The sequence below is a fragment of the Streptomyces sp. SJL17-4 genome (assembly GCF_036826855.1).
GTDB lineage: Bacteria > Actinomycetota > Actinomycetes > Streptomycetales > Streptomycetaceae > Streptomyces.
The window spans coordinates 2220761-2244904 of the sequence record NZ_CP104578.1; the positions used below are offsets into that span (position 1 = coordinate 2220761).

Sequence of the window (24144 nt, forward strand, 5' to 3'; positions counted from 1 at the left end):
TGCGGACAAGTGTGGTGGATGGTCGAGAAGTACACGTGTGGTTCAGGCCGGTTCGGTATCGGCCGAGGCCCCAGCCGGGGCCCTGGTCGGCAGGAGCGCGCCGCCCGTGAGGCCGCCCGTCAGCAGGGCCGCCGTCTCCTCCGCGAGGCGCGCGGCCTGCTGTGCCCGCGCGCGCAGTCCGTGGACGTGCCGGAAGGCCTCGCCGTAGCGGCGCTGCTCGTCCAGTGGTAACAGCGGGACCCGTAGCCTGCCCGGAGCCACGTGCAGGACGGTGCTACCGGTGGAGGCCCCCGCAACGTTCTCCGCCGAGCCGACGAATCCGGCCAGGAACCAGGAGTCCAGGCGGGCCGGGTCCGGGCGCAGGAGGTGGACCTGGGGGCCGAGTAGAGCACCCGCGTCCCCCTCATCCGCCACTCGGGCCATCGGCCCGACGCCGCCCGCGATCGCCCGTACCAGGACGTCGCCGACGGCGATCACGGGCACGGGAGCCGCCGAACGGAGTTCCGCCGGGTCGCCGGTCGGGCCCGTCCCGCGCGCGATGTCCGCTCCGGTGAGGACCGGCGCCGCCGTTGCGGGGGCGGCCCCTTCCGGCTCCGGTTCCGGTCCCTTGGCGTCCGGGATGGTACGGAGTAGGGTCAGCGCCCCGCCCCGGGCAAGGTCGGCGGCGGTGGCCGTACGCCACTCCCGGGCCGAGCCGCCAGGTTCGGGCGGGGTCCAGGCGGTGAGGTCCGCCGCGTCGAGGAGGGAGCGGGCGGCTTCGGTCAGCTCACGGCGGCCCGTCTCCGTACGCGTGGACAGCTCGGCGGGGTTGACATCCGTGCGGGAGGTGCGGACCTGGCGGGCCGGGGTGAGGTCGACGAACTCGTCGAGGAGGTCCACGACCGGTACCGCACGTGCGGCGCCCGGCTCGGCCGCGAAGCCGTCCGGGTCGGCCGTGAAGGCCGCCCAGTAGGCGAGCGCCTGCCCCGTCAGGCTGGCCCAGTCGATCGGGGCACGGGAAGAACCCGTACGCGGCGATCCCGCCGCCTGTTCCCCGGCACCCGGCCCGGGCGACCCTGCCATGTCGACGAACAGCACCGACTTCCGCTCCGGGCCGCCCGGCTCGGGCCGTTGCAGTACCCACAGCTGCAGGCCCACGTGCAGCGGCGGTGCGGCCCCGGCCGGGAGAGCCAGTACGGCCCGCACGGCGCCGCCGCGCACCAGCTCCGCCCGCACCCGGCGCCCGGAGGGGCGGGAGGCGGTGGCGGGCGGCAGGATCAGCACGGCCCAGCCGCCCGGCGCGAGGTGGGCGAGGCAGTGCTGCACCCAGGCGAGCTCGGACTCTGCCCGTCCCGGTACGCCGTACGCCCAGCGCGGGTCGTACGCGAGCTCGTCGTGGCCCCAGTCGCGATCTCCGTACGGCGGGTTGCACACCACCGCGTCCGCCGTCAGGCCGTCGAAGGCGTCCGCGCGCAGGCTGTCCCCGATGCGTACGGTGACCTCGGCCTGCGGCGCGGCGAGGCTCAGCCCGACCGTGGCGCGCTGCGCCTGTACGGGTACGGAGTCCTGGCCGAGGAGAGTGGTGGCGCCGCGCCCGGCGGCGGCTGCCAGAAGCGCGCCGCTGCCGCAGGCCGGGTCCAGCACCCGCGTGACCGCGGCCGGGAGCAGCGCCGCGACCAGCCGCGTCAGGGGTTCGGGGGTTCCGTAGACGCCGGTCGCGGCGCTGTCCTCCAGTTCCCTTTCCGCGAGCACGGCGAGCGCGGCCGGGCCGCTCTCCTCGCGTACGCAGCGAAGGACCGCGCGCAGGGTGGGGCCATCGGATGCGGCGAACAGGGGGCTCGCGGGCGTCGGACCGGGGAGCGAGGCCAGGAGCTCGGCCACCTCCTCGGCGGCGCGGGCGACGAGCTCGGCGTCCGTGAGGTCGGCGAGCGCCGCCGCCTCGTCCGGGGAGCGGCGGGCGAGCGTGAGGACGAAGCCGATGCGGCCGGTCGTCCGGTCCGGGTCGGAGGCCTGGAGGCGGACCGCGGTGCGCAGCTCCCCCCGGGGGTCGACGACCTGCGTGTGACCGCGCGAGCCGAGCCACGCCTGGACCGCTCCGAGGTCGTAGAGCGGACTGGTCTCGGTGCCGCCGGACGGATGGGGGAAGTCGGCGTGCCGTCGGCGCCAGTTGCTGACGGTGGCCCGGGTGACGCCGGCGATGCGGGAGATCTCCGCGGCTGTCACGTGGGCTGTTGTCTCGGGCATGACCGGGCGGAACCTCTCCTCTGGACGGGCAGTTCACACCCTACACCACACCCCGAGACTGAATTTGCGCTTGACAGTGCTTTCAGAGGTCCATCTACTGGGTGTCGTTAGCACCACGGCCCCGCCTCACCACCCCGGGAGTCCCCATGCCGCTCGGCCCGACCCTCACCCACAGCCCTGCCACCGCCCCCAGGACCCGGCGCAGCACTCTCCACCTGCTCCGGGACACGGGCCAGTCTCCCGCGGACCTGCGGGCGGCACTCAACGCCAGGTATGAGCGCGATTACTCCTTCGCTGTCGAGGACGTGACGGTCGGGGACGCCCCCGCGCTCTTGTGCCACGGTGTGATCGGCCACCACCGGCCTCCCGACTGGACCTCGGCGGTGCACACCCTCACCGGGCGGAAGCCGCCCGTGGAGAACCGCACCTCGGCGTGCGTCCTGCTCCTCCCCGTCGCCGACGACGTCTTCGCCCTCACCTTCGGCATGGGGCACCTCCTGCTCGACCAGAGCAGGATCTCCCCCGGCTTCGGCTTCGACTTCGTCCTGCGCGCGGCACAGCCCGACGCCGTCCGCCAGGTCACGCACAGCCTGATGGACGCCAGAGGCCGCACGGACCGGAGCTCCGCCGCCCAGGGCCAGCACATCCGCGCGTTCCCCATCGAGGAGTACGGAGAAGTGGTGAGCCGGTTGGTCGGCACCCTGAGTTCGACGGAACTCACGATCGGGAAGCACAGCAGGCGAACGCCCCAGGTGGCCGGGACGGACGCCCTGAAGATCCATCTCGGTGCGCAGCCCGAGGACCTGGTCCACGACCTCACGCAGGTCCGGGCGATCCTCGCCCGCCGCTCTCCCGCGCCGGAGTTCGAGGCCATCGCCCGCGTTCGCCCGCTCAAGAGCGGAGACCCGCGACGCAGCGGCCTGGAGGCCCGCCTCGACAACCTGCTGGGCGCCTCGGCGGACACCGGATCGCTGGCTCTGGCCGCCCCCGCGGCCTGCCTCGACCAGGAGGACGCCGCACTCTCCTACCAGGTGAAGGTCGGATCCGTCCGCCGCCTCATGTCCTCTCCGGCCATCGACGACATCCTGGAGCTGCTCGACGGCATCCCGCCCGGCAGGCGCCTGGAAACCCTGTCCGCGGGCTACATACAGATGCACCGGGACGAGGAGGGCACCGACCCGGTGAGCGCCCAGGTGAAGGCCCACAAGTGGATCACGGCCGAGATCTCGCTCGGCGCCAGCCGCTACTTCCACCACGAGGGGCGCTGGTTCGAGATCGGGGGACCAGTACCTGGAGGGCATCCGGAGCGAGGTCGACACCCTGCTGACCGCACCGGCCGGCTGCACGCTGCCGCCCTGGACGGCCGACCTCGCGACGGAGGAGGAGTACAACGTGGAGGCAGCAAAGCATGGTTACGTCTGCCTGGACCGCCGACTGATCAAGACCGCCCAGCATCCGCACGGTTTCGAGGCCGCTGACCTGCTTGCCGAGGACGGAACCCTCATCTACGTCAAGAGGGCCGCCTCCTCGGCGCCGCTGAGCCATCTCTTCGCCCAGGGCAGGATCTCCGCCGATGCCCTGCGCTACGACGCGGAGGCGCGCTCCGAGTTCGTCCGACGCGTGCGGGAACGACGCTCTGGGCACCCCGTCAGCGAGGACTTCACCCCGCGGAAGGTCGTCTACGCCATCTCGCTCAAGAGCGGGAAGGCCCTGACGACGGCGAACCTATTCACCTTCGCCCAGGTCTCCCTACTGCAGGCAGCCCGTGCGCTGCGCGCCCAGGGCATCGACGTGTCTGTGGTCGGCATTCCGTCCGTGGACACCAGCGCCTGATCCGCGTCCGCGAAGGCCAGACCTCCATGCCGCGCATGGACCTCGTCGCACCCTTCCGTCAGAAAGATCGCTCGCAAAGGCGTCCCTTGGGCACTGGAATCCCTACGGCCCTTGCGACGACATCTGCCCGATACCCGGCCTGCATCACGGAACGTCACGGCCGAGAAGCGAAGAGGTGGGGCCGACCAGTTGTGTGGCAGTCGGCCTCACCACCGCATCGCGGCGGCCACCTCCACACGGGCGGGCGCACCGACCGGCAGCCTCGGACCACTCATGACGACCTATCAGAGACGGGGCCGTCCGTGCGTCAAACGTGCGTCACGTGCGTCGAATATGCGTCAAGATATCGCACCTAACGCACGTAACGCCCATAACGCACACTCGGAGAAACCGCAGCTCAGGCGTCCTTCTTCACCGGCTCCAGGATCGCCACGCACTCCACGTGGTGCGTCATCGGGAACAGGTCGAACGCCCTCAGCGTCCGAACCTTGTAGCCGCGCTCCGCGAAGTACGCCAGGTCTCGGGCCAGGGCTGCCGGGTCGCAGGCCACGTAGGCGATGCGGCGGGCGCCCAGGCCTGCGAGGTGGTGGACCGTCTGCTTGCCGGCGCCCGCGCGCGGGGGGTCCAGGACGATGAGGTCGACCTCCGTGATGCCCGTGCGCGGGAGGACCGATTCGACCTTGCCCTGTTCGATGCGGACGCGCGGGAAGCCGGCCAGGTTGTGGCGGGCGTCCTCGACCGCGCGCTTGCCGGACTCGATGCCGAGGACCGCGCCCTGGTCGCCGACGCGGTCGGCGATGGCGCCCGCGAAGAGGCCGACGCCGCAGTAGAGGTCGAGGGCCGTTTCGCCCTTGCGGGGGGTCAGGCCCTGCATGACGGCGAGCATCAGGGTCTGCGCGGCCTTCGGGTGGACCTGCCAGAAGCCGCCGTTGCCGACGCGGTAGGTGCGGTCGTCGGCGCGCTCGCGGACGAAGGCGCGGCCGTGGACGCGGTGGACTCCGCCGTCCTTCTCGTCGACGCGGAGGACGGAGACCGGCTTGTCCAGCTCCACCAGCGGGAGGCGGCCGCCGGGCTTCGGGGTCAGGATGACCTGGCGGTCGTTCGAGCCCGTGGCGGCAATGGCCTCCACGGAGGCCATGCCCTCCCAGGTGCGCTTCTCGACGCCGAGCTCCGAGACGCCCTCGGCGGCGATCATGCAGTGGTCGATCACCTCGACCTCGTGCGAGCGGTGCTTGCGCAGGCCCGCGTGGCCGTCCGCGTCGATCGCGTACTGGACGCGGGTCCGCCACTGCGGGACCTCGCCCTGCGGGAGCTTGTCGCCCTCGGCCGGCATGACCGTGCCGTCCCAGCCGGCCTCCTCGGGGGTGAGCCCGGCGAGCCGCAGGAGCTGCTCGGCGATGACCTCGCCCTTGAGGCGGCGCTGGGCGCCGGGCTTGGCGTGCTGCCAGTCGCAGCCGCCGCACTTGCCCGGTCCCGCGAAGGGGCAGGGGGCCGCCACGCGGTCCTTCGAGGCGTCCAGGATCGTGACCGCGTCCGCGCGCAGGAAGCGGGAGGTCTCCTCGCCCTCGGTGACGCGGGCGACGACCCGCTCGCCGGGCAGTGCGTGGCGCACGAAGAGGACGCGGCCCGCGTCGGTGCGGGCGATGCAGTGGCCGCCGTGGGCGACCGGACCGACCTCGACCTCGTACTCTTCCCCGACCAACGACGAAACAGGGGTGTTCTGCATGGTGGGGAAGCTCCAAGGGGACGCGATGGTGGGCTGCCGTTTGGACGGCAGCCCACCAGTCTAGTTGTTCTTCGCCGCCGGTTCCTTCTGGCCCTTCTCCACCGGGCCGCGGCGGACCGAGCCCGGCGCGTTCCACTCCTGGCGCTTCCTGGCCCGCTTCTTCGCGGCCTCGGAGGACTGGAGCTGGTACGGGACGGAGGTCACCATGACGCCGGGGGTGAAGAGCAGCCTGCCCTTGAGGCGGAGGGCCGACTGGTTGTGGAGCAGGTGCTCGTACCAGTGCCCGACGACGTACTCCGGGATGTAGACGGAGACGGCGTCGCGCGGGCTCTCGCGGCGGATGCTCTTGACGTACTCGATCACCGGGCGGGTGATCTCGCGGTACGGCGAGTCGAGGATCTTGAGCGGGACGTTGATGCCGCGCCGCTCCCACTCCTCCCTGAGCGCCTTCGTCTCGACCGGGTCGACGTTGACGGTCAGCGCCTCCAGCTCGTTCGCGTGCATGAGCTTGGCGTAGGCCAGGGCGCGGAGGGTGGGCTTGTGGAGCTTGGAGACGAGGACGATGGAGCGGACCCGGGACGGGCGTACGTATTCGTCGGGGCGTTCCTCGGCGGCGGCGATCTCCGCGGAGACCGAGTCGTAGTGCCTGCGGATCGCGCTCATCGTCCCGTAGAAGATCACCATGCCGAGCAGGGCGACCCAGGCGCCGTGGGTGAACTTGGTGGCGAGGACGACGACGAGGACGAGGCCGGTGAAGAAGGCGCCGAAGGCGTTGATCGCGCGGGAGCGGATCATGTGGCGGCGCTTGGCCGGGTCCCGCTCCGTCTTCAGGTGCCGGTTCCAGTGCCGGACCATGCCGGTCTGGCTGAGGGTGAAGGAGACGAAGACGCCGACGATGTACAGCTGGATCAGCTTGGTCGAGTCGGCCCCGTAGACCCAGACGAGCAGGGCGGCGGCGCCGGCGAGGAGCACGATGCCGTTGGAGAAGGTGAGGCGGTCGCCGCGGGTGTGCAGCTGGCGCGGCAGGTACCGGTCCTGGGCGAGGATCGAGCCGAGGAGCGGGAAGCCGTTGTACGCGGTGTTGGCGGCCAGGAAGAGGACGAGCGCGGTGGCGGCGGCGAGCACGATGAAGAAGAACGTTCCGTCACCGAAGACGGCGGCCGCGACCTGGGAGATGACCGGGTCCTGGACGTAGCTCTCGCCGACCGGGACGCCGTTGTTCAGCAGGTCGTGGGCGGGGTTCTCGGCCATCCGGACGTCGGTGGCCATGGCCAGGAAGATGATCCCGCAGAACATGGTGACGGCGAGGCCGCCCATGAGGGCGAGCGTGGTGGCGGCGTTCTTCGACTTCGGCTTGCGGAAGGCGGGGACACCGTTGGAGATGGCCTCGACTCCGGTGAGGGCGGCACAGCCGGAGGAGAACGCGCGCAGCAGCAGGAAGACCAGCGCGAAACCGGCCAGACCCTGGTGCTCGGGCTTGATCTCGAAGTCCGCGGTGGGGGCCTTCATCGTCTCGTCGAGGACGATCCCCTTGTACGCGCCCCAGGCGATCATGATGAAGACGCCGGCGACGAAGACGTACGTCGGGATCGCGAAGAGCGAGCCCGACTCCTTCACGCCGCGCAGGTTCATCACGGTGAGCAGCACGATCACGCCGACCGCGCAGGCCACCTTGTGCTCGACCACGAAGGGGATCGCCGAGCCGAGGTTCTCGATGCCCGAGGAGATCGACACGGCGACGGTCAGGACGTAGTCGACGAGCAGGGCGCTCGCGACGGTCAGTCCGGCCTTCGGCCCGAGGTTGGTGTTGGCGACCTCGTAGTCGCCGCCGCCGCTCGGGTACGCGTGGACGTTCTGCCGGTAGGACGCGACCACCGTGAACATCAGGACGACGACCGCGAGCGCGATCCAGGGGCTGAAGTGGTACGCCGACAGACCGGCGACGGACAGAACGAGCAGCACCTCGCCCGGTGCGTACGCCACCGAGGACAGCGGGTCGGAGGCGAAGACGGGGAGCGCGATCCGCTTGGAGAGGAGGGTCTCTCCGAGCTTGTCGCTGCGCAGGGCCCGCCCGATCAGGATCCGTTTGGGAAGGTCGGTCAGTTTGGACACGGAGAGGATCGTAAGCGTTCGAAAACAGCCATGCTCACCGCGACCCCCTATCCATACGGAATCTTTCCGTCTACCACCTCGGATGCGGTCCCGGCCAGCGTTGCCGCTTAAGCTCGGACCGGGTGACCCGGCAGGGTGTTGCCCGCCGCGACCCGGGCGCATCGGGTGAGGAAAGTTGTGAGCAGGGTGTTTTCGCAGGTCAGTAAGACGATCAGGAGTGCGGGGTAAGGGGACGTGCACATCGTCATCATGGGCTGCGGGCGAGTGGGAGCCGCTCTCGCGCAGACCCTGGAGCAGCAGGGGCACACCGTCGCGGTCGTGGACCAGGACCCGACGGCTTTCCGTCGTCTGGGGTCGGGTTTCGGCGGTCGGCGCGTCACGGGCGTGGGCTTCGACCAGGACACGCTGCGTGAGGCCGGCATCGAGGACGCGGGGGCGTTCGCCGCGGTGAGCAGCGGCGACAATTCGAACATCATCGCGGCGCGGGTCGCCCGCGAGATGTTCGGCATCGAGAACGTGGCGGCGCGGATCTACGACCCGCGGCGCGCCGAGGTCTACCAGCGCCTCGGCATCCCGACGGTCGCGACGGTCCGCTGGACCGCCGACCAGATGCTGCGGCGGCTGCTGCCCTCGGGCGCTGAGCCCCTGTGGCGGGACCCGAGCGGTGGGGTGCAGCTCGCGGAGGTGCACACCTCCCCCGCCTGGATCGGCCACAAGGTGAGCCGGCTCCAGGAGGAGACCGGCGTGCGGGTCGCCTTCCTCACCCGGCTGGGCGAAGCGATTCTGCCGACCTCGCAGACGGTGCTCCAGGAGGGTGATCTGGTGCACGTGATGATGCGTACGGACGAGATCGCGAAGGTCGAGGAGGCCTTCGCCGAGGGTCCCGAGGAGGGCGGTCACTGATGCGTGTCGCTATTGCGGGCGCGGGTGCGGTGGGCCGTTCCATCGCGGGCGAGCTCCTGGAGAACGGTCACGAGGTCCTGCTCATCGACAAGGCGCCGACCGCCATCTCGGTGGAGCGGGTGCCGCAGGCGGAGTGGCTGCTCGCCGACGCCTGTGAGATCACCTCGCTGGACGAGGCGGCGCTCCAGCGCTGCAACGTGGTGATCGCGGCGACCGGCGACGACAAGGTGAACCTGGTCGTCTCGCTGCTCGCGAAGACCGAGTACGGCGTGCCGCGGGTCGTCGCCCGGGTGAACAACCCGAAGAACGAGTGGCTGTTCAACGAGGCCTGGGGCGTGGACGTGGCCGTCTCGACCCCGCGTCTCATGTCGGCGCTGGTGGAGGAGGCGGTGAGCGTCGGCGACCTCGTCCGGCTGCTGCGCTTCAGCCACGGCGACGCGAACCTGGTCGAGCTGACGCTCCCGCCGGAGTCGGCGGTCGCCGGTACCTCGGTCGGGGACGTGGCCTGGCCGCAGGACACCTCGCTGGTGACGATCATCCGCGGCTCGCGGGTGCTCACGCCGAGCCCCGAGGAGACCTTGGAAGCCGGTGACGAGCTGCTGTTCGTGGCCGCGCAGGCCCGCGAGGAGCAGCTGGAGGACCTGCTGCAGGTCCGCCGCGAGCCGACGGAGTCCTGAGCCCCGGGTGTACGGGGAAGGGCCCGGACCTGTTCGTCAGGTCCGGGCCCTTCCCTGTGCGTCTCAGGCCTCCGGGTGGTGCGCTCAGGCCTCCGGGAGGAGCGTCTCAGGCCTCCGGGTGGCTCCGCGCCGCGGCGGCGGCCGCCTTGCGCTCCTTCTCGGCGAGCTCCTCGGCCTCCATCTCGGCGAAGACGTCGATCGGCGGCGGAGCCTTCGCGAGGAACACCCAGGTGAGGTAGACCGCGAGCAGGAACGGCGGGATCTTCAGCGCCACGAGCACCCAGCCGAACTTGGTCGTGTCGGCCCACCAGTACATCGGGAAGAGGATCGCGCACTTGCCGAGCAGGATCAGGCCCCAGGCCCAGCTCGCCTTCGTGTACGCCCTCTTCCGGCCCGGGTTACGGGTGCGCCAGGAGAGGTTCTCCTTGAAGACCGGGCCCAGGATCAGGCCGATCAGCGGCACCCCGGCGAGCGCGGTGATGATGTACGCGAGGGCGAGGCCCAGGGTGTACAGCATGCCCGGCAGGTAGAAGTCCTTGGCGTTGCCCGTCATCATCGCGAAGACGACGCCGAAGGCGACGCCGAAGACACCGCTGAACGCGTGCTTGACGGTGTCCCGCCGGATGAGCCGGACGGCGACCAGGACCAGCGACACCGCGAGGGCGGCGATCGCCGAGATGTGCAGGTCCTTGTTGATCGTGAAGATCGTGACGAACAACAGGCCCGGCAGGACCGTCTCGATCATGCCCCGCAGGCCGCCGAAGGCCTCGAACAGCGCGGCCTCGGTGACCTCCTTCGATGCCTGGGCGTCCTGGTCCGTGGTGGTCGGCTTGTCGAGGGACGTCACCGGCTACTCCTGTCCGAGCGGTCGGAGCTCGTATTTGGGGTTGAAGAGGACCCGCCGGCCGTGGCTCATGGAGATCCGGCCGGAGGCGATCAGCTTGCGGCCCGGCTCGATGCCCACGATGGAGCGCCGGCCGAGCCACACGACGTCGAGCGGTGCCGTGCCGTCGAAGAGTTCGGCCTCCAGCGCGGGCACACCGGCCCGGGGACGCAGCGTGACCGTGCGCAAGGTACCAGTCACCTTGACTATCTGTCGGTCGGAGCAGTCGCAGATACGCGTGCACCCCGACGCTTCGGCGTCCTCCTGGAGCTCCTCCGACTCCAGGTCCTCCGGGGAGGAGGAGAGCCGGTCGAGCATCCGGCGGAACCTACCGGCCGGCTTCTCTGTACGCGGTGCAGCACTCATAAAGAAAGCGTACCGGCCACCGCCGCCACCGAGACCGGCTCCGGACCCCGCACCCGGTGTCGCATCCGGGGTCGCACCCCGGGCCGCGTCCGGGGTCGCATCCGGGGTCGCATCCGGGGCCGCATCCGCTCAGCGTTCGAAGCGGTAGCCCATGCCCGGTTCGGTGACGAAATGGCGCGGGTGCGAGGGGTCGCTCTCCAGCTTGCGGCGGAGCTGCGCCATGTACACCCGGAGGTAGTTGGTCTCCGTGCCGTACGAGGGTCCCCAGACCTCCTGGAGCAGCTGCTTCTGGCTGACCAGACGGCCGCTGTTGCGGACCAGGACTTCGAGCAGGTGCCACTCGGTGGGGGTGAGCCGCACGTCCCGGCCGTCGCGGTGGACCTTCTTCGCCGCGAGGTCGACGGTGAAGCCCTCGGCCTCGACGACCACGACCCCGTCCTCGGCGCCGCCGACCGGCTCGGCGCGGCGGACGGCGGCGCGCAGCCGGGCGAGCAGCTCGTCCATGCCGAAGGGCTTGGTGACGTAGTCGTCGGCGCCGGCGTCGAGCGCCTCCACCTTCTCGTCGGAGGTCTGCCGGGCCGAGAGGACCAGGATCGGCACCCGGGTCCAGCCGCGCAGGCCCTTGATGACCTCGACGCCGTCCATGTCGGGGAGGCCGAGGTCGAGGACGACGACGTCGGGGTGGCGTTCGGCGGCGAGCCGGAGGGCGGTGGCGCCGTCGGGCGCGGCGTCGACCTCGTACTTCCGCGCCTTGAGGTTGATCACCAGGGCACGGACGATCTGTGGCTCGTCGTCGACCACGAGAACCCGGGTCATGGAGAGGGACCTTCCTTCTTCGGTCGCCCGTGCGGGCGGGAGCAAGAGAGTACGGGAGCGGAGGGGGCGGCGCGCGGGGTACGGGACCCGGTGCGCGAGGTTGCGGGGTGCTGGGTGCGGGTGCGGGGTGCGGGGCACGGCGGGTACGGGAACGAGCGGGGCGCGCGCTGAGGCGCCGGGTCGTGCGCCTCGGGTCGGCCGGCTCAGGTCAGGGCGTGCGCCGGGAGGCCGGCGGCCGGTGCCGGTGGCCCGCCCGGCGAGGCCCTGAGGGTGAGCACCATCGTCAGGCCGCCGCCCGGGGTGTCCTCGGCTCCGAGCGTCCCGCCCATGGCCTCGACGAAGCCGCGGGCGACCGCGAGGCCGAGGCCGACGCCGGAGCCTCGCGGGGCGTCGCCGAAGCGCTGGAAGGGCTCGAAGATGCCGTCCTTGGCCTCGTCGGGGACTCCGGGGCCGCGGTCCACGACCCGGAGCTCGACGCGGTCGCCGAGGGTGCTGGCGGCGACGGCCACGGGCACGCCCTCGGGGCTGTACTTGACGGCGTTCTCGACGATGTTGGCGACGGCCCGCTCCAGGAGGCCCTTGTCGACCTCGACCATGGGCAGGGACTCGGGGATGTCGAGCTCGGCACTGCCGTCGGGGACTCCCCCGAGGGCCATGGGGACGACCTCGTCGAGGTCGACTGTACGGATCAGCGGGGTGACGGTGCCGGTCTGCAGGCGGGACATGTCGAGGAGGTTGCCGACGAGGTGGTCGAGCCGGTCGGCGCCGGCCTCGATGCCCTCCAGGAGTTCGGCGTGGTCCTGCTCGGACCATTCGACGTCGTCGGAGCGGAGGGAGGAGACGGAGGCCTTGATGCTCGCGAGCGGGGTCCGCAGGTCATGACTGACGGCGGCGAGCAGGGAGGTGCGGATCTTGTTGCCCTCGGCCTGCTTGCGGGCCTCCTCGGCCTCACCCACGAGCCGCTGGCGGTCGAGGACGACCGCGGCCTGGGCGGCGAAGGCGCCGAGGACGCGCCGGTCCTCGGCGGGCAGCACCCGGCCGGACAGGGCGAGGGCCAGATGGTCGCCGACCGGCATGTCCACGTCCGCCTCCTCGGGCCGGGCCGCCGGGTGGGGACCGACGCTCGCGGCCCGGGTCCAGGGCTCGATGTCGTCCACCCGCTCCAGGAGCGCGACGGACTCCATGGAGAAGGTTTCGCGGACCCGCTCCAGGAGGGCGTCGAGGCTGGTCTCGCCGCGCAGCACGCTGCCGGCGAGGTAGGAGAGCACCTCGGACTCGGCGCGCAGCCGGGCGGCCTGGTGGGTGCGGCGGGCGGCCAGGTCGACCACGGAGGCGACCGACATGGCGACGCCGAGGAAGACGGCGATCGCCACGATGTTCTTGGGGTCGGCGATGGTGAGCCGGTGGACGGGCGGGGTGAAGAACCAGTTGAGAAGGAGGGAGCCGGCCGCGGCGGAGGCGACCGCCGGCAGGAATCCGCCGAGCAGGGCCGCCGCGACGGTCAGGGCCAGGAAGAGCAGCATGTCGTTGGCGAGACCGAGGTCGGCTTCGACATGGGTGAGGAGAAGGGCGAGGAGGACCGGTCCGGCGACGCCGACCGCCCAGCCGCCGATGATGCGGGAGCGGCCGAGGCGGGCACCCCGGGCGACCGGGAGGCCGCGGCCCTTGGCGACCTCGCCGTGGGTGACGATGTGGACGTCGAGGTCGGGCCCCGATTCACGGGCCACGGTCTGGCCGACGCCGGGGCCGAGCATGTACTGCCAGGAGCGGCGGCGGCTGGAGCCGAGGACGATCTGGGTGGCGTTGACCCCGCGGGCGAACTCCAGGAGCGCGGAGGGGATGTCGTCGCCGATGACATGGTGGAACGTTCCGCCCAGGTCCTCGACCAGGGTGCGCTGGACGGCCAGTTCCTTGGGCGAGGCGGCGGTGAGGCCGTCGCTGCGGGCGATGTAGACGGCGAGGACCTCGCCTCCCGCGCCCTTCTCGGCGAGCCGGGTGGCGCGCCGTATGAGGGTGCGGCCCTCGGGACCACCGGTCAGACCGACGACGATGCGCTCGCGGGCCTGCCAGGTGGAGCGGATGTTGTGCTCGCCCCGGTACTGCTGGAGGTACTCGTCGACCCGGTCGGCGGTCCAGAGCAGGGCCAGCTCGCGCAGGGCGGTGAGGTTGCCGGGGCGGAAGTAGTTGGAGAGGGCCGCGTCGACCTTGTCCGAGGTGTAGACGTTGCCGTGGGCCATCCGGCGGCGCAGGGCCTCCGGGGACATGTCTACCAGCTCGATCTGGTCGGCCCGGCGCACCACCTCGTCGGGGACGGTCTCCCGCTGTCGTACGCCGGTGATCGCCTCGACCACGTCGCCCAGCGACTCCAGGTGCTGGATGTTGACGGTCGATATGACGTCGATGCCGGCCGCGAGCAGCTCGGTGACGTCCTGCCACCGCTTGGGGTTGCGGGAGCCGGGCACGTTCGTGTGGGCGAGCTCGTCGACGAGCGCGACGGCGGGCCGCCGCTCCAGGACGGCGTCGATGTCCATCTCGGTGAACGCGGTCCCCCGGTACTCCAGGGTGCGGCGCGGCACCTGCTCCAGGCCGTGCAGCATGACCTCGGTGCGCGGCCGTCCGTGGTGCTCCACGAACGCCACGACGCAGTCCGTGCCGCGCTCCACCCGGCGGTGCCCTTCGGAGAGCATCGCGTACGTCTTGCCGACGCCCGGCGCAGCGCCGAGGTATATCCGAAGCTTGCCGCGTCCCATGGGTCGACCATACGTCCAGCCAATGGGACATTCCGTACGCGGCGAAAGGGCCCGTGCGGTCTTGACGTGATCCTGATGTCGCTCAGTGTTCGATGATCTCGCCGTCGCTGAGCTCCAGGACCCGGTCCGCGAGCCCGAGCAGCTGGGGGTCGTGGGTGGCGACCAGCGCCGTACAGCCCTCGCTGCGCACCACCGCGCGCAGCAGCTGCATGACGGCGAGCCCGGTCTCCGCGTCCAGCTGGCCCGTGGGCTCGTCGGCTATGAGCAGCGCCGGTTTGTTGGCGAGGGCGCGGGCGATGGCGACCCGCTGCTGCTGCCCGCCGGAGAGCTCGCCGGGCCGCTGGTTCGCGTGGTCGGCGAGGCCCACGAGGCCGAGGAGGAGGGCCACCCGCTCCTCGCGCTCCTTCGGGTCCGCCTTGCGCAGCCGCATGGGTACGCCGACGTTCTCGGCGGCGGAGAGGATGGGGAGCAGTCCGAAGGACTGGAAGATGAAGCCGATCCGGTCGCGGCGCAGCTCCAGGAGCCCGTTCTCACCGAGGGTGGCGAGGTCGACGCCGTCGATGACGATCGTGCCCCCGTCGGCGGTGTCGAGCCCGCCCACGAGGTTGAGCAGGGTCGTCTTGCCGGAGCCCGAGCGGCCCTTGAGGGCGACGAGCTCGCCGCGCGGTATGTCGAAGGAGACCCCGCGCAGGGCGTGGACGGCCGCTTCGCCCGTGCCGTACGAGCGACGCAGGTTCTCGACGCGCACCATCGGCGGGCCGGCCGGGTCCTCGGCGAGGGCCGTCGCGGACCTCGTGCTGCTCTCACTCACCCTGTTCTCCCCCTCCTCGAACATGTGCGCCCAGTATGGTCCGCGGCCGGGCCCGGGGGCCAGAGCCGTCGGCCGGACCTGTGGAAAACCGGCCTGTGCCGTGAAAAGGCCGGTGGGCCGCTTCCCGTACGAGACGTACGGGAAGCGGCCCACCGGCCCTCATGGACGGCGCTGTCGCTGCTGACGATGCCGTCGCTGTTGTCGCTGTTGTGGCTGCTGTCGCTCAGCGGATCTCGGAGATCTCCGGACCGCGCTGGAGCTGGCCCATGCCGCCGGAGAAGCGGGAGTTCTCCTGCTCCTCCTGCTGCACGCCGTCCGGCACCATCTGCGCGTCGTTCGGCAGCTTGAGGACGATCGGGTCGCGCGGGGCCATCGGGCCGTCGCCGCGGACGACCACGGTGTCCCGGACGATCTGCTCCAGGAGACCGGCCGCCTCGGGCTGGACCGCGCCCTGCCCGGAGATCACTCCGCGCAGGAACCAGCGGGGTCCGTCGACACCCACGAAACGGACCAGCTGCACACCGCGGTTGCCGTCCGGCAGCTGTACGGGGACCTGCGCGCGCAGCTCCCAGCCCAGCGGGCCCTCGACCTCGTCGATGACCCCGCCCTGCTGGACGATGCCCGTGGCGATCTCGTCGCGGACCTCGCCCCAGATGCCCTCGTTCTTGGGGGCGGCGAAGGCCTGCAGCTGCACGGCGCTGTCGCGCAGGACGACGGTGGCCGCGACGATCGCGTCGCCCGCCACCTCCACCCGCAGCTCCATGCCCTCGACTCCGGGGACGAAGACGCCACCCAGGTCGACACGGCCGTCCTCGGGCTTGCCGACCTCGGAGATGTCCCAGGGTCCGTCGGGCCGGGGCGCCGGCGGAAGGTTCACACGGCGCGGGGCCGCGTCGTCCGCGTCCTCGCCGTCCACCGCGTCGACGACCTGCTCGGCCTCGCCCGCCGCGTCCTCTGCGGCACCGCTCTTCTTGCGACGTCCGAACACGTCACTGTCCTTCCCGGTCGGATACGACCGAAGCGTATCGATTCCCACCCGTTGTGCCGTCCACGGCGGCATGACCGCCGGTGGACCCGAAGCCCCCCTCGGCCCGCGCCGAGCCGGGAAGCTCCGCCACCTCATGGAAGCGCACCTTCTCGACCTGTTGGACGACAAGTTGGGCAATCCGGTCGAATCGCTCGAACCGCACACTCTCGCGCGGGTCGAGATTGACCACGATCACCTTGATCTCTCCACGGTACCCGGCATCAACCGTCCCCGGGGCATTCACGAGCGCCACTCCGCAGCGGGCGGCGAGTCCGGAGCGCGGGTGCACGAAGGCCGCGTACCCGTCCGGGAGCGCGATGGAGATCCCGGTGGGCAGCACGGCCCGCTCTCCGGGGGCCAGCACGGCGGCCTCGGTGGTGACCAGATCCGCCCCGGCGTCACCGGGGTGGCCGTAGGCCGGGATCGGCACGTCCGGGTCCACACGCCGGATCAGTACGTCGACAGGGTTGCTCATCAGGGGTTCACCTCGAAGGCGCGGGCGCGCCGGACCTGGTCGGGGTCGGACATGGCGGCCTGGATCTCCTCCGGGCGGCCGTTGTCGATGAAGTGGTCGACCTTGACCTCTATGAAGAGTGCCTCGGCGCGAACGGCGACGGGGCCCTCGGGCCCGCCGATCCGGCCGACGGCGGTCGAGAAGATCTTGCGGCCGTGCACGGCGGTGACCGCGGCCTCCAGATGGAGCACGGTGCCCACCGGGACGGGCCGGACGAAGTCGGTCTCCAGCCGTCCGGTCACGGCGATGACCCGCAGCAGCCAGTTCAGGGAGCCGAGGGTCTCGTCGAGCGCGGTGGCGAGCACGCCGCCGTGCGCGAGACCGGGGGCGCCCTGATGGTCGGGGGTCACCGTGAACTCGGCGGTGACGGTCACGCCCTCGCCCGCGCGTGCCTCCAGGTGGAGGCCGTGGGGCTGCCCGCCGCCGCACCCGAAGCAGTACTCGTAGTGCGCACCGAGCAGCTCTCCGGGAGCCGGCGCGTCGGGGTGGCGTACCGGCGGTATGGCGTCGGCCGGCGGGGTGAGGGCGGCAGATGTTGCAGTCACAGCCGCAGACCTTACCCGCGCGGATGGGCGCAGGTCGCGCCGTGCCAAGCTTGGACGCATGCAGCCTTCCGCACCGTCCCCCGCCCCCTCCCCCGTGCCCGCCGCCGCGCCGCTCTTCGACGAGCGGCTGACGGCGCCCCGCTCCTGGTGGTTCATCGCGGGTCTGCTCGGTCTCTCCGGCGGCCTGATCATGGTGCCGCTGGGTACGGTCCCGATGCTGGGCGGTCTGATCGTGGCGGCGGTGCTGGCCGGTGCGGCGGTCTCCTCGTACGGCTCCGCCCGGATCCGGGTGGTGGCCGGTTCGCTCGTGGCGGGCGACGCGCGGATCCCCGTCTCGGCCCTGGGCGAGGCCGAGGTGCTCGACGCGGAGGAGGCGCGCGCGTGGCGGAGCCACAAGGCCGACCCGCGCGCGTTCATGGTGATGCGCGGCTATGTGACCCGGGCGGTGCGGATCGAGGTGGCGGACCCGTCGGACCCGACGCCGTACGTGTATCTCTCCAGCCGTGAGCCGGAGGCGCTGGTGGCGGCCCTGGACGCCGTCCGTGCGGGCGCCCAGGACTGAGCGGGCCTGCCGGGGAGTCCGGCTAGAACCCGAGTTCCTTCGGGTTCTCCGGCTGTTCCAGCGGGGGCAGCTCGCGGAGGGAGTCCCAGGGGACCTGGCGGGTTCGCAGGTCCTTGCGGATGTGACCCGCGAGCTTCTTGGTGTCGCGGCGGTTCATGACCGCGCCGACGGCCGCGCCCACCATGAAGGGCGTGAGGTTCGGCAGGTTGCGCACCATGCGCTTCATGATCTGCTGGCGCAGCTCGCGCTTGAGCTGTCCGCCGAGCGCCGCGTTGACCGTGGTGGGCTTGGTGGGGTCGATGCCCCGCTCCTCGGCCCAGGAGGTCAGATAGGCCGCCGAACGCTGGGTGAGCCGGCCGGGGGGCCGCAGCCCGTAGACCTCGTGCAGTTCGGCGATGAGTTTGAGTTCCACGGCGGCGACGCCGGTGATCTCGGCCGCGAGCTCCGCCGGCATGGCCGGGGGTACGGGGAGCATGGCGGCGGCACCGATGCTCGCGCCCACGGTCGAGCTCGCGTTCGCCGCACCCGCGACGAGTTTGTCGGCGAGCGCTTCGGGGCCGAGCCCGGGGAACTGCTTGCGCAGGGTCGCCAGATCGCGGACCGGGATCCGCGGGGCGAGGTCGATCAACCGGTCGGCCAGATGGCCGATGCCGGCCTTGGCGCTGTCGCCGCCGCGCTTCACGCCCTGGCGGACGCCCTGCGCGACGCCGCGCCGGACGGCGTCGATCCGGTCGGAGTCGATCTTGATCTTGTCGAGCTGGGCGCGTGCGGGATTGGCGAGCCGCTTGACGGCGCCGAAGCGCCCGTCCCGCCGTGTCTCGTCGTCCCCTGCCTCGTCCAGCGCGTCGCTCCGCCCCGCTCCCGGCACCGCCGGCGGCTGCGCCGGGTCCGGCTCGGTGACCGCCTCGAGCGAGGCCGGGAGGCCTCGCTCGTCGTCACGTACGCCGAGGGAGGGCAGGGAGGCGGCGTGCTCGGCTTCAGGGGCCTCCTGGGCGCCCTCCGCCGGGCCCGAGCCGCCCTTGTACGTCTTCGGGCTCCCAGGGAGCCGTAGACGCCGCTTCCGGGACGGTGTGTCGCCTGCCACGACCGAGGGTCTCAGTCGCAGTCGCGGCAGATGGGCTGGCCGTTCTTCTCCCTGGCCAGCTGGCTGCGGTGGTGCACGAGGAAGCAGCTCATGCAGGTGAACTCATCGGCCTGCTTGGGCAGGACCCGGACGGCCAGCTCCTCGTTCGAGAGGTCGGCGCCGGGAAGCTCCAGGCCTTCGGCGGCCTCGAACTCGTCGACGTCGACGGTCGAGGTCGACTTGTCGTTCCGGCGGGCCTTCAGTTCCTCAAGGCTGTCCGAATCGACGTCGTCGTCGGTCTTGCGTGGGGTGTCGTAATCCGTTGCCATGTCGCTCTCCCCCTCTGGGTGGTTGCGGTGTCTCCAGCGCACGTAACGCGTGAGAGGTCGGACTTGTGCCCGACCTGAGGCGGAGATTTTGCCTCACATCAAGGTCTGTTACTCAATCGACACCCGTTCCGTCCTCTCGCGAGTGATCGGCTTCGGGTGGCGAACCGGACCGTACACGGTCCTACGGGCGCCCCTTGCAGGCGCCACCCCGTGTACTTCCCGTCAATCCGGGCCCGGGAAACCCGGACTTTTCCGGGTTTTCACGGGGATTTCTCCGTCACGGAGAGTGGATGTCCGGACACCCTCTCCTGTGATCGATCACACATGAGCGTCTCAGAATCGGGCCCGCGGAATTCCGCGCAAAGCGAACGGAACCGGGTCGGCTCGTGCAGTGTGTCAGATCGGCAGAGTGACGCGCATCACGAGACCGCCGCCCTCGCGGGGCTCCGCGATGATACGGCCGCCATGGGCGCGGGCCACGGACCGCACGATCGACAGGCCGAGACCGACTCCCTTGTCACTGCCGGTCCGCTCCTGCCGGAGCCGCCGGAACGGCTCGAAAAGATTGTCGATCTCGTACGCGGGGACCACGGGACCCGTGTTCGAGACGACCAGGACCGCCTGGCCGTGCTCGGTGGCCGTCGTCACCTCCACCCAGCCTCCTTCCGCCACGTTGTACCGGACGGCGTTCTGCAGCAGGTTCAGCGCGATCCGCTCCAGCAGGACACCATTGCCCTGGACGACCGCCGGCGCGCGCTCGCCCCGGATCTCGACGCCCTTGGCGACGGCCTCGGCGTGCGTCTGGTCGACCGCCCGGGAGGCGACCTCGGCAAGGTCGACGGCCTTGCGCTCGATGATCTGGTTGTCGCTCCGGGCGAGCAGCAGCAGGCCCTCGACGAGCTGCTCGCTGCGCTCGTTGGTGGCGAGCAGGGTCTTGCCCAGCTGCTGGAGCGCCAGGGGCGCCTCGGGGTCCGAGACGTGGATCTCCAGGAGCGTGCGGTTGATCGCGAGCGGGGTCCGCAGCTCGTGCGAGGCGTTCGCGACGAATCTCTGCTGGGCCGTGAAGGCGCGCTCCAGGCGCTCCAGCATCTCGTCGAAGGTGTCGGCGAGCTCCTTGAGCTCGTCGTCCGGGCCGTCCAGCTCGATCCGCCGGGCCAGGTCGGAACCGGCCACCTGGCGGGCGGCCCGGGTGATCCGGCCCAGCGGGGAGAGCACCCGCCCCGCCATGGCGTAACCGAAGGCGAAGGCGATGATGCTCAGGCCGAGCAGGGCGAAGAGCGAGCGGCGCAGCAGGTCGTCGAGGGCCCGGTCGCTCTGGTACCGGAGGCAGGCCGACACCGCGTCGTTGAACTGCTCGCCGGTCCCCGTGTTGGGCAGGACGCACGTCGAGGTGGTGGGCTGGACCTCGCCCTTGATGATCTTGAAGGGCAGCTGGGCGGCGCTGTCGGTGAGCGCCTGGGCCGTGAAGAGGTAGATGATCGAGAGCAGCAGGATGCCCGCGATCAGGAACATCCCGCCGTACAGCAGCGTGAGTCGTATCCGGATGGTCGGCCGGAGCAGGGGCCGGACCGGGTCCCTGGGGTCCCAGGTCGGCTTCGGGGGCGCCTGGGGGTGGGGCGCTGAGGTGGTGGGCATGAGGTCAGATCCGGTACCCGGAGCCGGGGACGGTGACGATGACGGGCGGCTCGCCGAGTTTGCGGCGCAGGGTCATGACGGTGACGCGGACGACGTTGGTGAACGGATCGGTGTTCTCGTCCCAGGCCTTCTCCAGGAGCTGCTCGGCCGAGACGACGGCGCCCTCGCTGCGCATGAGCACCTCCAGGACGGCGAACTCCTTGGGTGCGAGCTGGACCTCCTTGCCCTCGCGGAAGACCTCGCGGCGGTTCGGGTCGAGCTTGATGCCGGCACGCTCCAGGACCGGCGGGAGGGGCACGCTCGTCCGCCGGCCGAGGGCGCGCACGCGCGCGGTGAGCTCGGTGAAGGCGAAGGGCTTGGGCAGGTAGTCGTCCGCGCCGAGCTCCAGGCCCTCGACCCGGTCGCTGACGTCGCCGGACGCGGTGAGCATCAGGACGCGGGTGGGCATGCCCAGCTCCACGATCTTCCGGCAGACGTCGTCACCGTGGACGAGGGGAAGGTCGCGGTCGAGGACGACGACGTCGTAGTCGTTCACCCCGACGCGCTCCAGGGCCGCGGCGCCGTCGTACACGACGTCGACGGCCATGGCCTCCCGGCGCAGTCCGGTGGCCACCGCATCGGCGAGCAGCTGCTCGTCCTCGACGACGAGTACGCGCACGTCGTACATCCTTCCCGTTGAGCTGCGGCCCTGAGGCGGACCGGCTGAAAACCTGAGCACTGACTGTGCGTGTCCATCCTGCCCCGTACGCGCGTAAACCGGCTGTAAGACGGCGGTGCGGGGCCCGGGGGCGGGTGGGTGGTGAACGGGGGCGTGAGGCGGGGCGCGAGCCCGGGTTCGAAGAATTCACCGGATTCGCGGGCCAGTTGAGGTTTCTCTGAGGAAGGGGTTGGGGAGGACGACTGCACACCCCGTGATCACGCCCTGTATGTGGCGCGCCACCTACCGCTCTCTGTCCCCCAGAGACCGCAGTGTGTGATCCACCCACCCTCGGCACACCCCCGTGCCACCGGACCCATGACGAGGGGGCGCACGATGGACGCTTTCACCGCAGGCCTGCTGCACCGCATCAGGACCACGCAGACGGACCTCACGCGGGCTCGTGAGACGGGCGACGACTACCTGGCGGAGGTGGAGCAGGCGGAGCTCGAAGACCTGCACCGGCTGGCCGCCGAGCACGGCGTGGAAGTAGCCGCGCCGGGCGTCTGACCCGACCGTCCCGCTGCCCGACCCGACCCCGACCGACCCGCAGACCCGGCCGACCCGCAGACCAGGCCGTTCCACCGATCCGACCCGTACACGTGTGAGGGCCCCGGCGCCGTTCCCGGCACCGGGGCCCTCACGCGTCCGTCAGTCGTGCCAGGCGCCGAGGTCCTCCAGGATCTCCTGGAGGGGCCCGAAGAGGCCCGGAGGGGCCGCCAGGGCCAGTTCGCCCGACTCCGGCTCCCCCGGGCGGCCGCCGGTCAGCGCGCCCGCCTCACGGGCGATCAGGGCGCCCGCGGCGAGGTCCCAGGGGTTGAGGCCCCGCTCGTAGTAGGCGTCCAGGCGGCCGGCGGCGACGTCGCAGAGGTCGATGGCGGCCGAGCCGCCGCGCCGGATGTCGCGGACGCGCGGGATCACGCGCCGCGCGACGTCGGCCTGGTGGGCCCGCCTGGCCTGGATGTATCCGAAGCCGGTGCCGAGGAGGGCCTGGTCGAGCGGGGGCGCGAGACGGACCGCGAGGCGCCGCTCGTCCGCCCGGGCGCCGCCCTCCGCGTACGCGCCGCCGCCGAGGACCGCCCGGTAGGTCTCGCCGCGCATCGGGGCCTCGACGACGCCGACCACGGTCTCGCCGTCCCGTTCGGCGGCGATCGAGACCGCCCAGGTGGGCAGTCCGTAGAGGTAGTTCACGGTGCCGTCGAGCGGGTCGATCACCCAGCGGACCCCGCTGGTGCCGGGGCTGGACGCGCCCTCCTCGCCGAGGAAACCGTCCTGCGGGCGGTGGTCGGCGAGGAAGCCGGTGATCAGCTTCTCTGCGGCGATGTCCATCTCGGTGACGACGTCGATGGAGCTCGTCTTGGTCTTCGCCACGGCCAGGTCGTCCGGCCTGCCGTCGCGCAGCAGGGCTCCGGCCCGTCGTGCGGCCTCCACGGCGAGGTCGAGCAGTTCGGTGAGCAGCGGGTCGGTCACGTCGGTCCCTTCGGTCACGTCGTCGGCGATCTCGGTCATGGGGTTCCTCAGGCGTACGGGCTGTCGGCGCCGGCCGCCGCCGGGCGCTCCGCCCTGGCCGGGCAGCAACCGATCGGGCACAGGTCGTGGGAGGGGCCGAGGGCGCCCAGCGCGCACCGCTCGACGCGGGCCCCCCGCTCGTGCGCGGCCCGCTCCAGGAGGAGTTCGCGGACGGCGGCGGCGAAGCGCGGGTCGGCGCCGACGGTGGCCGAGCGCCGCACGGGGAGGTCGAGCTCGGCGGCCTTGGCCGTGGCCTCGGTGTCGAGGTCGTAGAGGACCTCCATGTGGTCGGAGACGAAGCCGATGGGGACCATGACGGCCGCGGGCGCGCCGGAGCCGTGCAGCGCCTCCAGGTGGTCGCAGATGTCGGGCTCCAGCCACGGGATGTGGGGGGCTCCGCTGCGGGACTGGTAGACGAGCTCCCAGGGGTGGTCGTTCCCGGTCCGCTCGCGGACGGCGTCGGCGATCACCCGGGCGACGTCGAGGTGCTGCCGGACGTAGGCCCCGCCGTCGCCGTGCTCGGTGACCGGTCCCGAGGAGTCGGCGGCGGAGTCGGGGATGGAGTGGGTGGTGAAGGCGAGGTGGGCGTCGGCGCGGACGGACGGGTCGAGTTCGGCGAGGGAGGCGAGGACGCCCTCGACCATGGGTTCGACGAAGCCGGGGTGGTTGAAGTAGTGCCGGAGCTTGTCGACCCGGGGCAGCGGGAGGCCTTCCGCTTCAAGGGTGGCGAGCGCGTCGGCGAGGTTCTCGCGGTACTGACGGCAGCCGGAGTAGGAGGCGTACGCGCTGGTCGTGAGGACGGCGATATGGCGTCGGCCGTCGGTGATCATCTCGCGGAGGGTGTCGGTGAGATACGGGGCCCAGTTCCGGTTTCCCCAGTAGACGGGCATCTCCAGGTCGGCGCCGGCGAAGTCCGTCCGCAGCGCGTCGAGCAGCGCGCGGTTCTGGTCGTTGATCGGGGAGACGCCGCCGAAGAGGAAGTAGTGCTGCCCCACTTCCTTGAGCCGTTCCTTCGGGATGCCTCGGCCGCGCGTCACGTTCTCCAGGAACGGGACCACGTCGTCCGGGCCCTCGGGGCCGCCGAACGAGAGCAGCAGCAGGGCGTCGTACGGGGCGGGATCGTGCTGATCGGACATGGCACCGATCCTCCCACCCGCCCCCGA

The 24144-nt window shown here is 71.5% G+C and carries 22 protein-coding genes and 1 pseudogene; 6 read left to right on the forward strand and 17 right to left on the reverse strand.

Annotated elements, in window-relative coordinates:
- Positions 1–42: 42 nt before the first annotated feature.
- The gene (locus N5875_RS09570; RefSeq protein WP_318207451.1) at positions 43–2223 is read right to left on the reverse strand and encodes an N-6 DNA methylase; all 2181 of its coding nucleotides are present in this window, start codon (positions 2221–2223) and stop codon (positions 43–45) included.
- A 146-nt stretch (positions 2224–2369) separates the two neighbouring features.
- On the opposite strand from N5875_RS09570, the pseudogene N5875_RS09575 reads away from it, so the two are divergent.
- Both N5875_RS09575 and N5875_RS09580 read left to right on the forward strand, forming a co-directional pair.
- Positions 2370–3488, forward strand: a pseudogene (locus N5875_RS09575) (DUF6119 family protein); the annotation flags it as partial.
- Positions 3489–3546: 58 nt separating this feature from the next.
- Positions 3547–4056 (forward strand): DUF6119 family protein, encoded by a 510-nt coding sequence (locus tag N5875_RS09580; RefSeq protein WP_338499129.1) that lies wholly within the window; start codon positions 3547–3549, stop codon positions 4054–4056.
- Between the two features lie 397 nt (positions 4057–4453).
- On the opposite strand, the gene N5875_RS09585 is transcribed toward N5875_RS09580, so the two are convergent.
- Positions 4454–5782 (reverse strand): TRAM domain-containing protein, encoded by a 1329-nt coding sequence (locus tag N5875_RS09585; RefSeq protein WP_338493019.1) that lies wholly within the window; start codon positions 5780–5782, stop codon positions 4454–4456.
- Between the two features lie 60 nt (positions 5783–5842).
- Positions 5843–7894: an APC family permease gene (locus tag N5875_RS09590; RefSeq protein WP_318207454.1), complete on the reverse strand. Its 2052-nt coding sequence runs from the start codon at positions 7892–7894 to the stop codon at positions 5843–5845.
- 234 nt (positions 7895–8128) lie between these two features.
- Here N5875_RS09590 and N5875_RS09595 point away from each other — a divergent pair, with 234 nt between their 5' ends.
- Positions 8129–8797: a TrkA family potassium uptake protein gene (locus tag N5875_RS09595; RefSeq protein ID WP_030321520.1), complete on the forward strand. Its 669-nt coding sequence runs from the start codon at positions 8129–8131 to the stop codon at positions 8795–8797.
- A complete protein-coding gene (locus N5875_RS09600) occupies positions 8797–9474 on the forward strand; it encodes a TrkA family potassium uptake protein (RefSeq protein WP_318207455.1) in 678 nt (225 codons plus the stop codon). Before N5875_RS09595 ends, N5875_RS09600 begins: the two co-directional genes overlap by 1 nt.
- Before the next feature lie 106 nt (positions 9475–9580).
- On the opposite strand, the gene N5875_RS09605 is transcribed toward N5875_RS09600, so the two are convergent.
- From N5875_RS09605 to N5875_RS09640, 8 genes are all read right to left on the reverse strand, one after another.
- Complete coding sequence (locus N5875_RS09605) at positions 9581–10321, reverse strand: DUF3159 domain-containing protein (RefSeq protein ID WP_318207456.1); 741 nt, start codon at positions 10319–10321, stop codon at positions 9581–9583.
- A gap of 3 nt (positions 10322–10324) precedes the next feature.
- Positions 10325–10723, reverse strand: coding sequence for an OB-fold nucleic acid binding domain-containing protein (locus N5875_RS09610; protein WP_073906407.1), 399 nt, complete (start codon positions 10721–10723; stop codon positions 10325–10327).
- 129 nt (positions 10724–10852) lie between these two features.
- Complete coding sequence (locus tag N5875_RS09615) at positions 10853–11539, reverse strand: response regulator (protein WP_318207457.1); 687 nt, start codon at positions 11537–11539, stop codon at positions 10853–10855.
- A 203-nt stretch (positions 11540–11742) separates the two neighbouring features.
- Positions 11743–14289 (reverse strand): sensor histidine kinase KdpD, encoded by a 2547-nt coding sequence (locus N5875_RS09620; protein ID WP_318207458.1) that lies wholly within the window; start codon positions 14287–14289, stop codon positions 11743–11745.
- An 82-nt stretch (positions 14290–14371) separates the two neighbouring features.
- Positions 14372–15040, reverse strand: coding sequence for an ABC transporter ATP-binding protein (locus tag N5875_RS09625; protein WP_318207934.1), 669 nt, complete (start codon positions 15038–15040; stop codon positions 14372–14374).
- Positions 15041–15323: 283 nt separating this feature from the next.
- Positions 15324–16088, reverse strand: coding sequence for a DUF3710 domain-containing protein (locus N5875_RS09630; RefSeq protein ID WP_229315634.1), 765 nt, complete (start codon positions 16086–16088; stop codon positions 15324–15326).
- A 1-nt stretch (position 16089) separates the two neighbouring features.
- Entirely contained in the window at positions 16090–16602 is a 513-nt protein-coding gene (dut, locus tag N5875_RS09635) for a dUTP diphosphatase (protein ID WP_055601374.1), read from the reverse strand.
- Positions 16602–17186, reverse strand: coding sequence for a PaaI family thioesterase (locus N5875_RS09640; RefSeq protein ID WP_318207459.1), 585 nt, complete (start codon positions 17184–17186; stop codon positions 16602–16604). The genes dut and N5875_RS09640 overlap by 1 nt, the downstream gene beginning before the upstream one ends.
- A 58-nt stretch (positions 17187–17244) precedes the next feature.
- On the opposite strand from N5875_RS09640, the gene N5875_RS09645 reads away from it, so the two are divergent.
- Positions 17245–17748 carry a DUF3093 domain-containing protein gene (locus N5875_RS09645; protein ID WP_338493041.1) on the forward strand — a complete coding sequence of 168 codons (504 nt, stop codon included), beginning with the start codon at positions 17245–17247 and terminating at the stop codon, positions 17746–17748.
- 22 nt (positions 17749–17770) lie between these two features.
- Here N5875_RS09645 and N5875_RS09650 read toward each other — a convergent pair whose 3' ends face one another.
- The 4 genes from N5875_RS09650 to N5875_RS09665 form a co-directional block, all read right to left on the reverse strand.
- Entirely contained in the window at positions 17771–18832 is a 1062-nt protein-coding gene (locus tag N5875_RS09650) for a hypothetical protein (protein WP_318207461.1), read from the reverse strand.
- A gap of 11 nt (positions 18833–18843) precedes the next feature.
- Positions 18844–19140: a DUF4193 domain-containing protein gene (locus N5875_RS09655; protein ID WP_003955561.1), complete on the reverse strand. Its 297-nt coding sequence runs from the start codon at positions 19138–19140 to the stop codon at positions 18844–18846.
- A 396-nt stretch (positions 19141–19536) separates the two neighbouring features.
- Complete coding sequence (locus N5875_RS09660) at positions 19537–20775, reverse strand: HAMP domain-containing sensor histidine kinase (protein WP_318207462.1); 1239 nt, start codon at positions 20773–20775, stop codon at positions 19537–19539.
- A gap of 4 nt (positions 20776–20779) precedes the next feature.
- A complete protein-coding gene (locus N5875_RS09665; RefSeq protein WP_030146958.1) occupies positions 20780–21433 on the reverse strand; it encodes a response regulator transcription factor in 654 nt (217 codons plus the stop codon).
- 375 nt (positions 21434–21808) lie between these two features.
- Here N5875_RS09665 and N5875_RS09670 point away from each other — a divergent pair, with 375 nt between their 5' ends.
- A complete protein-coding gene (locus N5875_RS09670; RefSeq protein ID WP_015036717.1) occupies positions 21809–21982 on the forward strand; it encodes a hypothetical protein in 174 nt (57 codons plus the stop codon).
- Positions 21983–22123: 141 nt separating this feature from the next.
- On the opposite strand, the gene N5875_RS09675 is transcribed toward N5875_RS09670, so the two are convergent.
- Both N5875_RS09675 and N5875_RS09680 read right to left on the reverse strand, forming a co-directional pair.
- Positions 22124–22942 (reverse strand): inositol monophosphatase family protein, encoded by an 819-nt coding sequence (locus tag N5875_RS09675; RefSeq protein ID WP_338499130.1) that lies wholly within the window; start codon positions 22940–22942, stop codon positions 22124–22126.
- Between the two features lie 47 nt (positions 22943–22989).
- Positions 22990–24117, reverse strand: coding sequence for a ferrochelatase (locus tag N5875_RS09680; protein WP_338493092.1), 1128 nt, complete (start codon positions 24115–24117; stop codon positions 22990–22992).
- Between the last annotated feature and the right edge of the window lie 27 nt (positions 24118–24144).

Bases quoted from the DNA above. Each gene is read 5' to 3' on its own strand.
- N5875_RS09620 (WP_318207458.1), bottom strand. From the start codon at position 14,289: ATGGGACGCGGCAAGCTTCGGATATACCTCGGCGCTGCGCCGGGCGTC.
- N5875_RS09610 (WP_073906407.1), bottom strand. From the start codon at position 10,723: ATGAGTGCTGCACCGCGTACAGAGAAGCCGGCCGGTAGGTTCCGCCGG.
- N5875_RS09680 (WP_338493092.1), bottom strand. From the start codon at position 24,117: ATGTCCGATCAGCACGATCCCGCCCCGTACGACGCCCTGCTGCTGCTC.
- N5875_RS09655 (WP_003955561.1), bottom strand. From the start codon at position 19,140: ATGGCAACGGATTACGACACCCCACGCAAGACCGACGACGACGTCGAT.
- N5875_RS09670 (WP_015036717.1), top strand. From the start codon at position 21,809: ATGGACGCTTTCACCGCAGGCCTGCTGCACCGCATCAGGACCACGCAG.
- N5875_RS09625 (WP_318207934.1), bottom strand. From the start codon at position 15,040: ATGGTGCGCGTCGAGAACCTGCGTCGCTCGTACGGCACGGGCGAAGCG.
- dut (WP_055601374.1), bottom strand. From the start codon at position 16,602: ATGAGCAACCCTGTCGACGTACTGATCCGGCGTGTGGACCCGGACGTG.
- N5875_RS09660 (WP_318207462.1), bottom strand. From the start codon at position 20,775: ATGCCCACCACCTCAGCGCCCCACCCCCAGGCGCCCCCGAAGCCGACC.
- N5875_RS09645 (WP_338493041.1), top strand. From the start codon at position 17,245: ATGCAGCCTTCCGCACCGTCCCCCGCCCCCTCCCCCGTGCCCGCCGCC.
- N5875_RS09600 (WP_318207455.1), top strand. From the start codon at position 8,797: ATGCGTGTCGCTATTGCGGGCGCGGGTGCGGTGGGCCGTTCCATCGCG.
- N5875_RS09585 (WP_338493019.1), bottom strand. From the start codon at position 5,782: ATGCAGAACACCCCTGTTTCGTCGTTGGTCGGGGAAGAGTACGAGGTC.
- N5875_RS09570 (WP_318207451.1), bottom strand. From the start codon at position 2,223: ATGCCCGAGACAACAGCCCACGTGACAGCCGCGGAGATCTCCCGCATC.
- N5875_RS09615 (WP_318207457.1), bottom strand. From the start codon at position 11,539: ATGACCCGGGTTCTCGTGGTCGACGACGAGCCACAGATCGTCCGTGCC.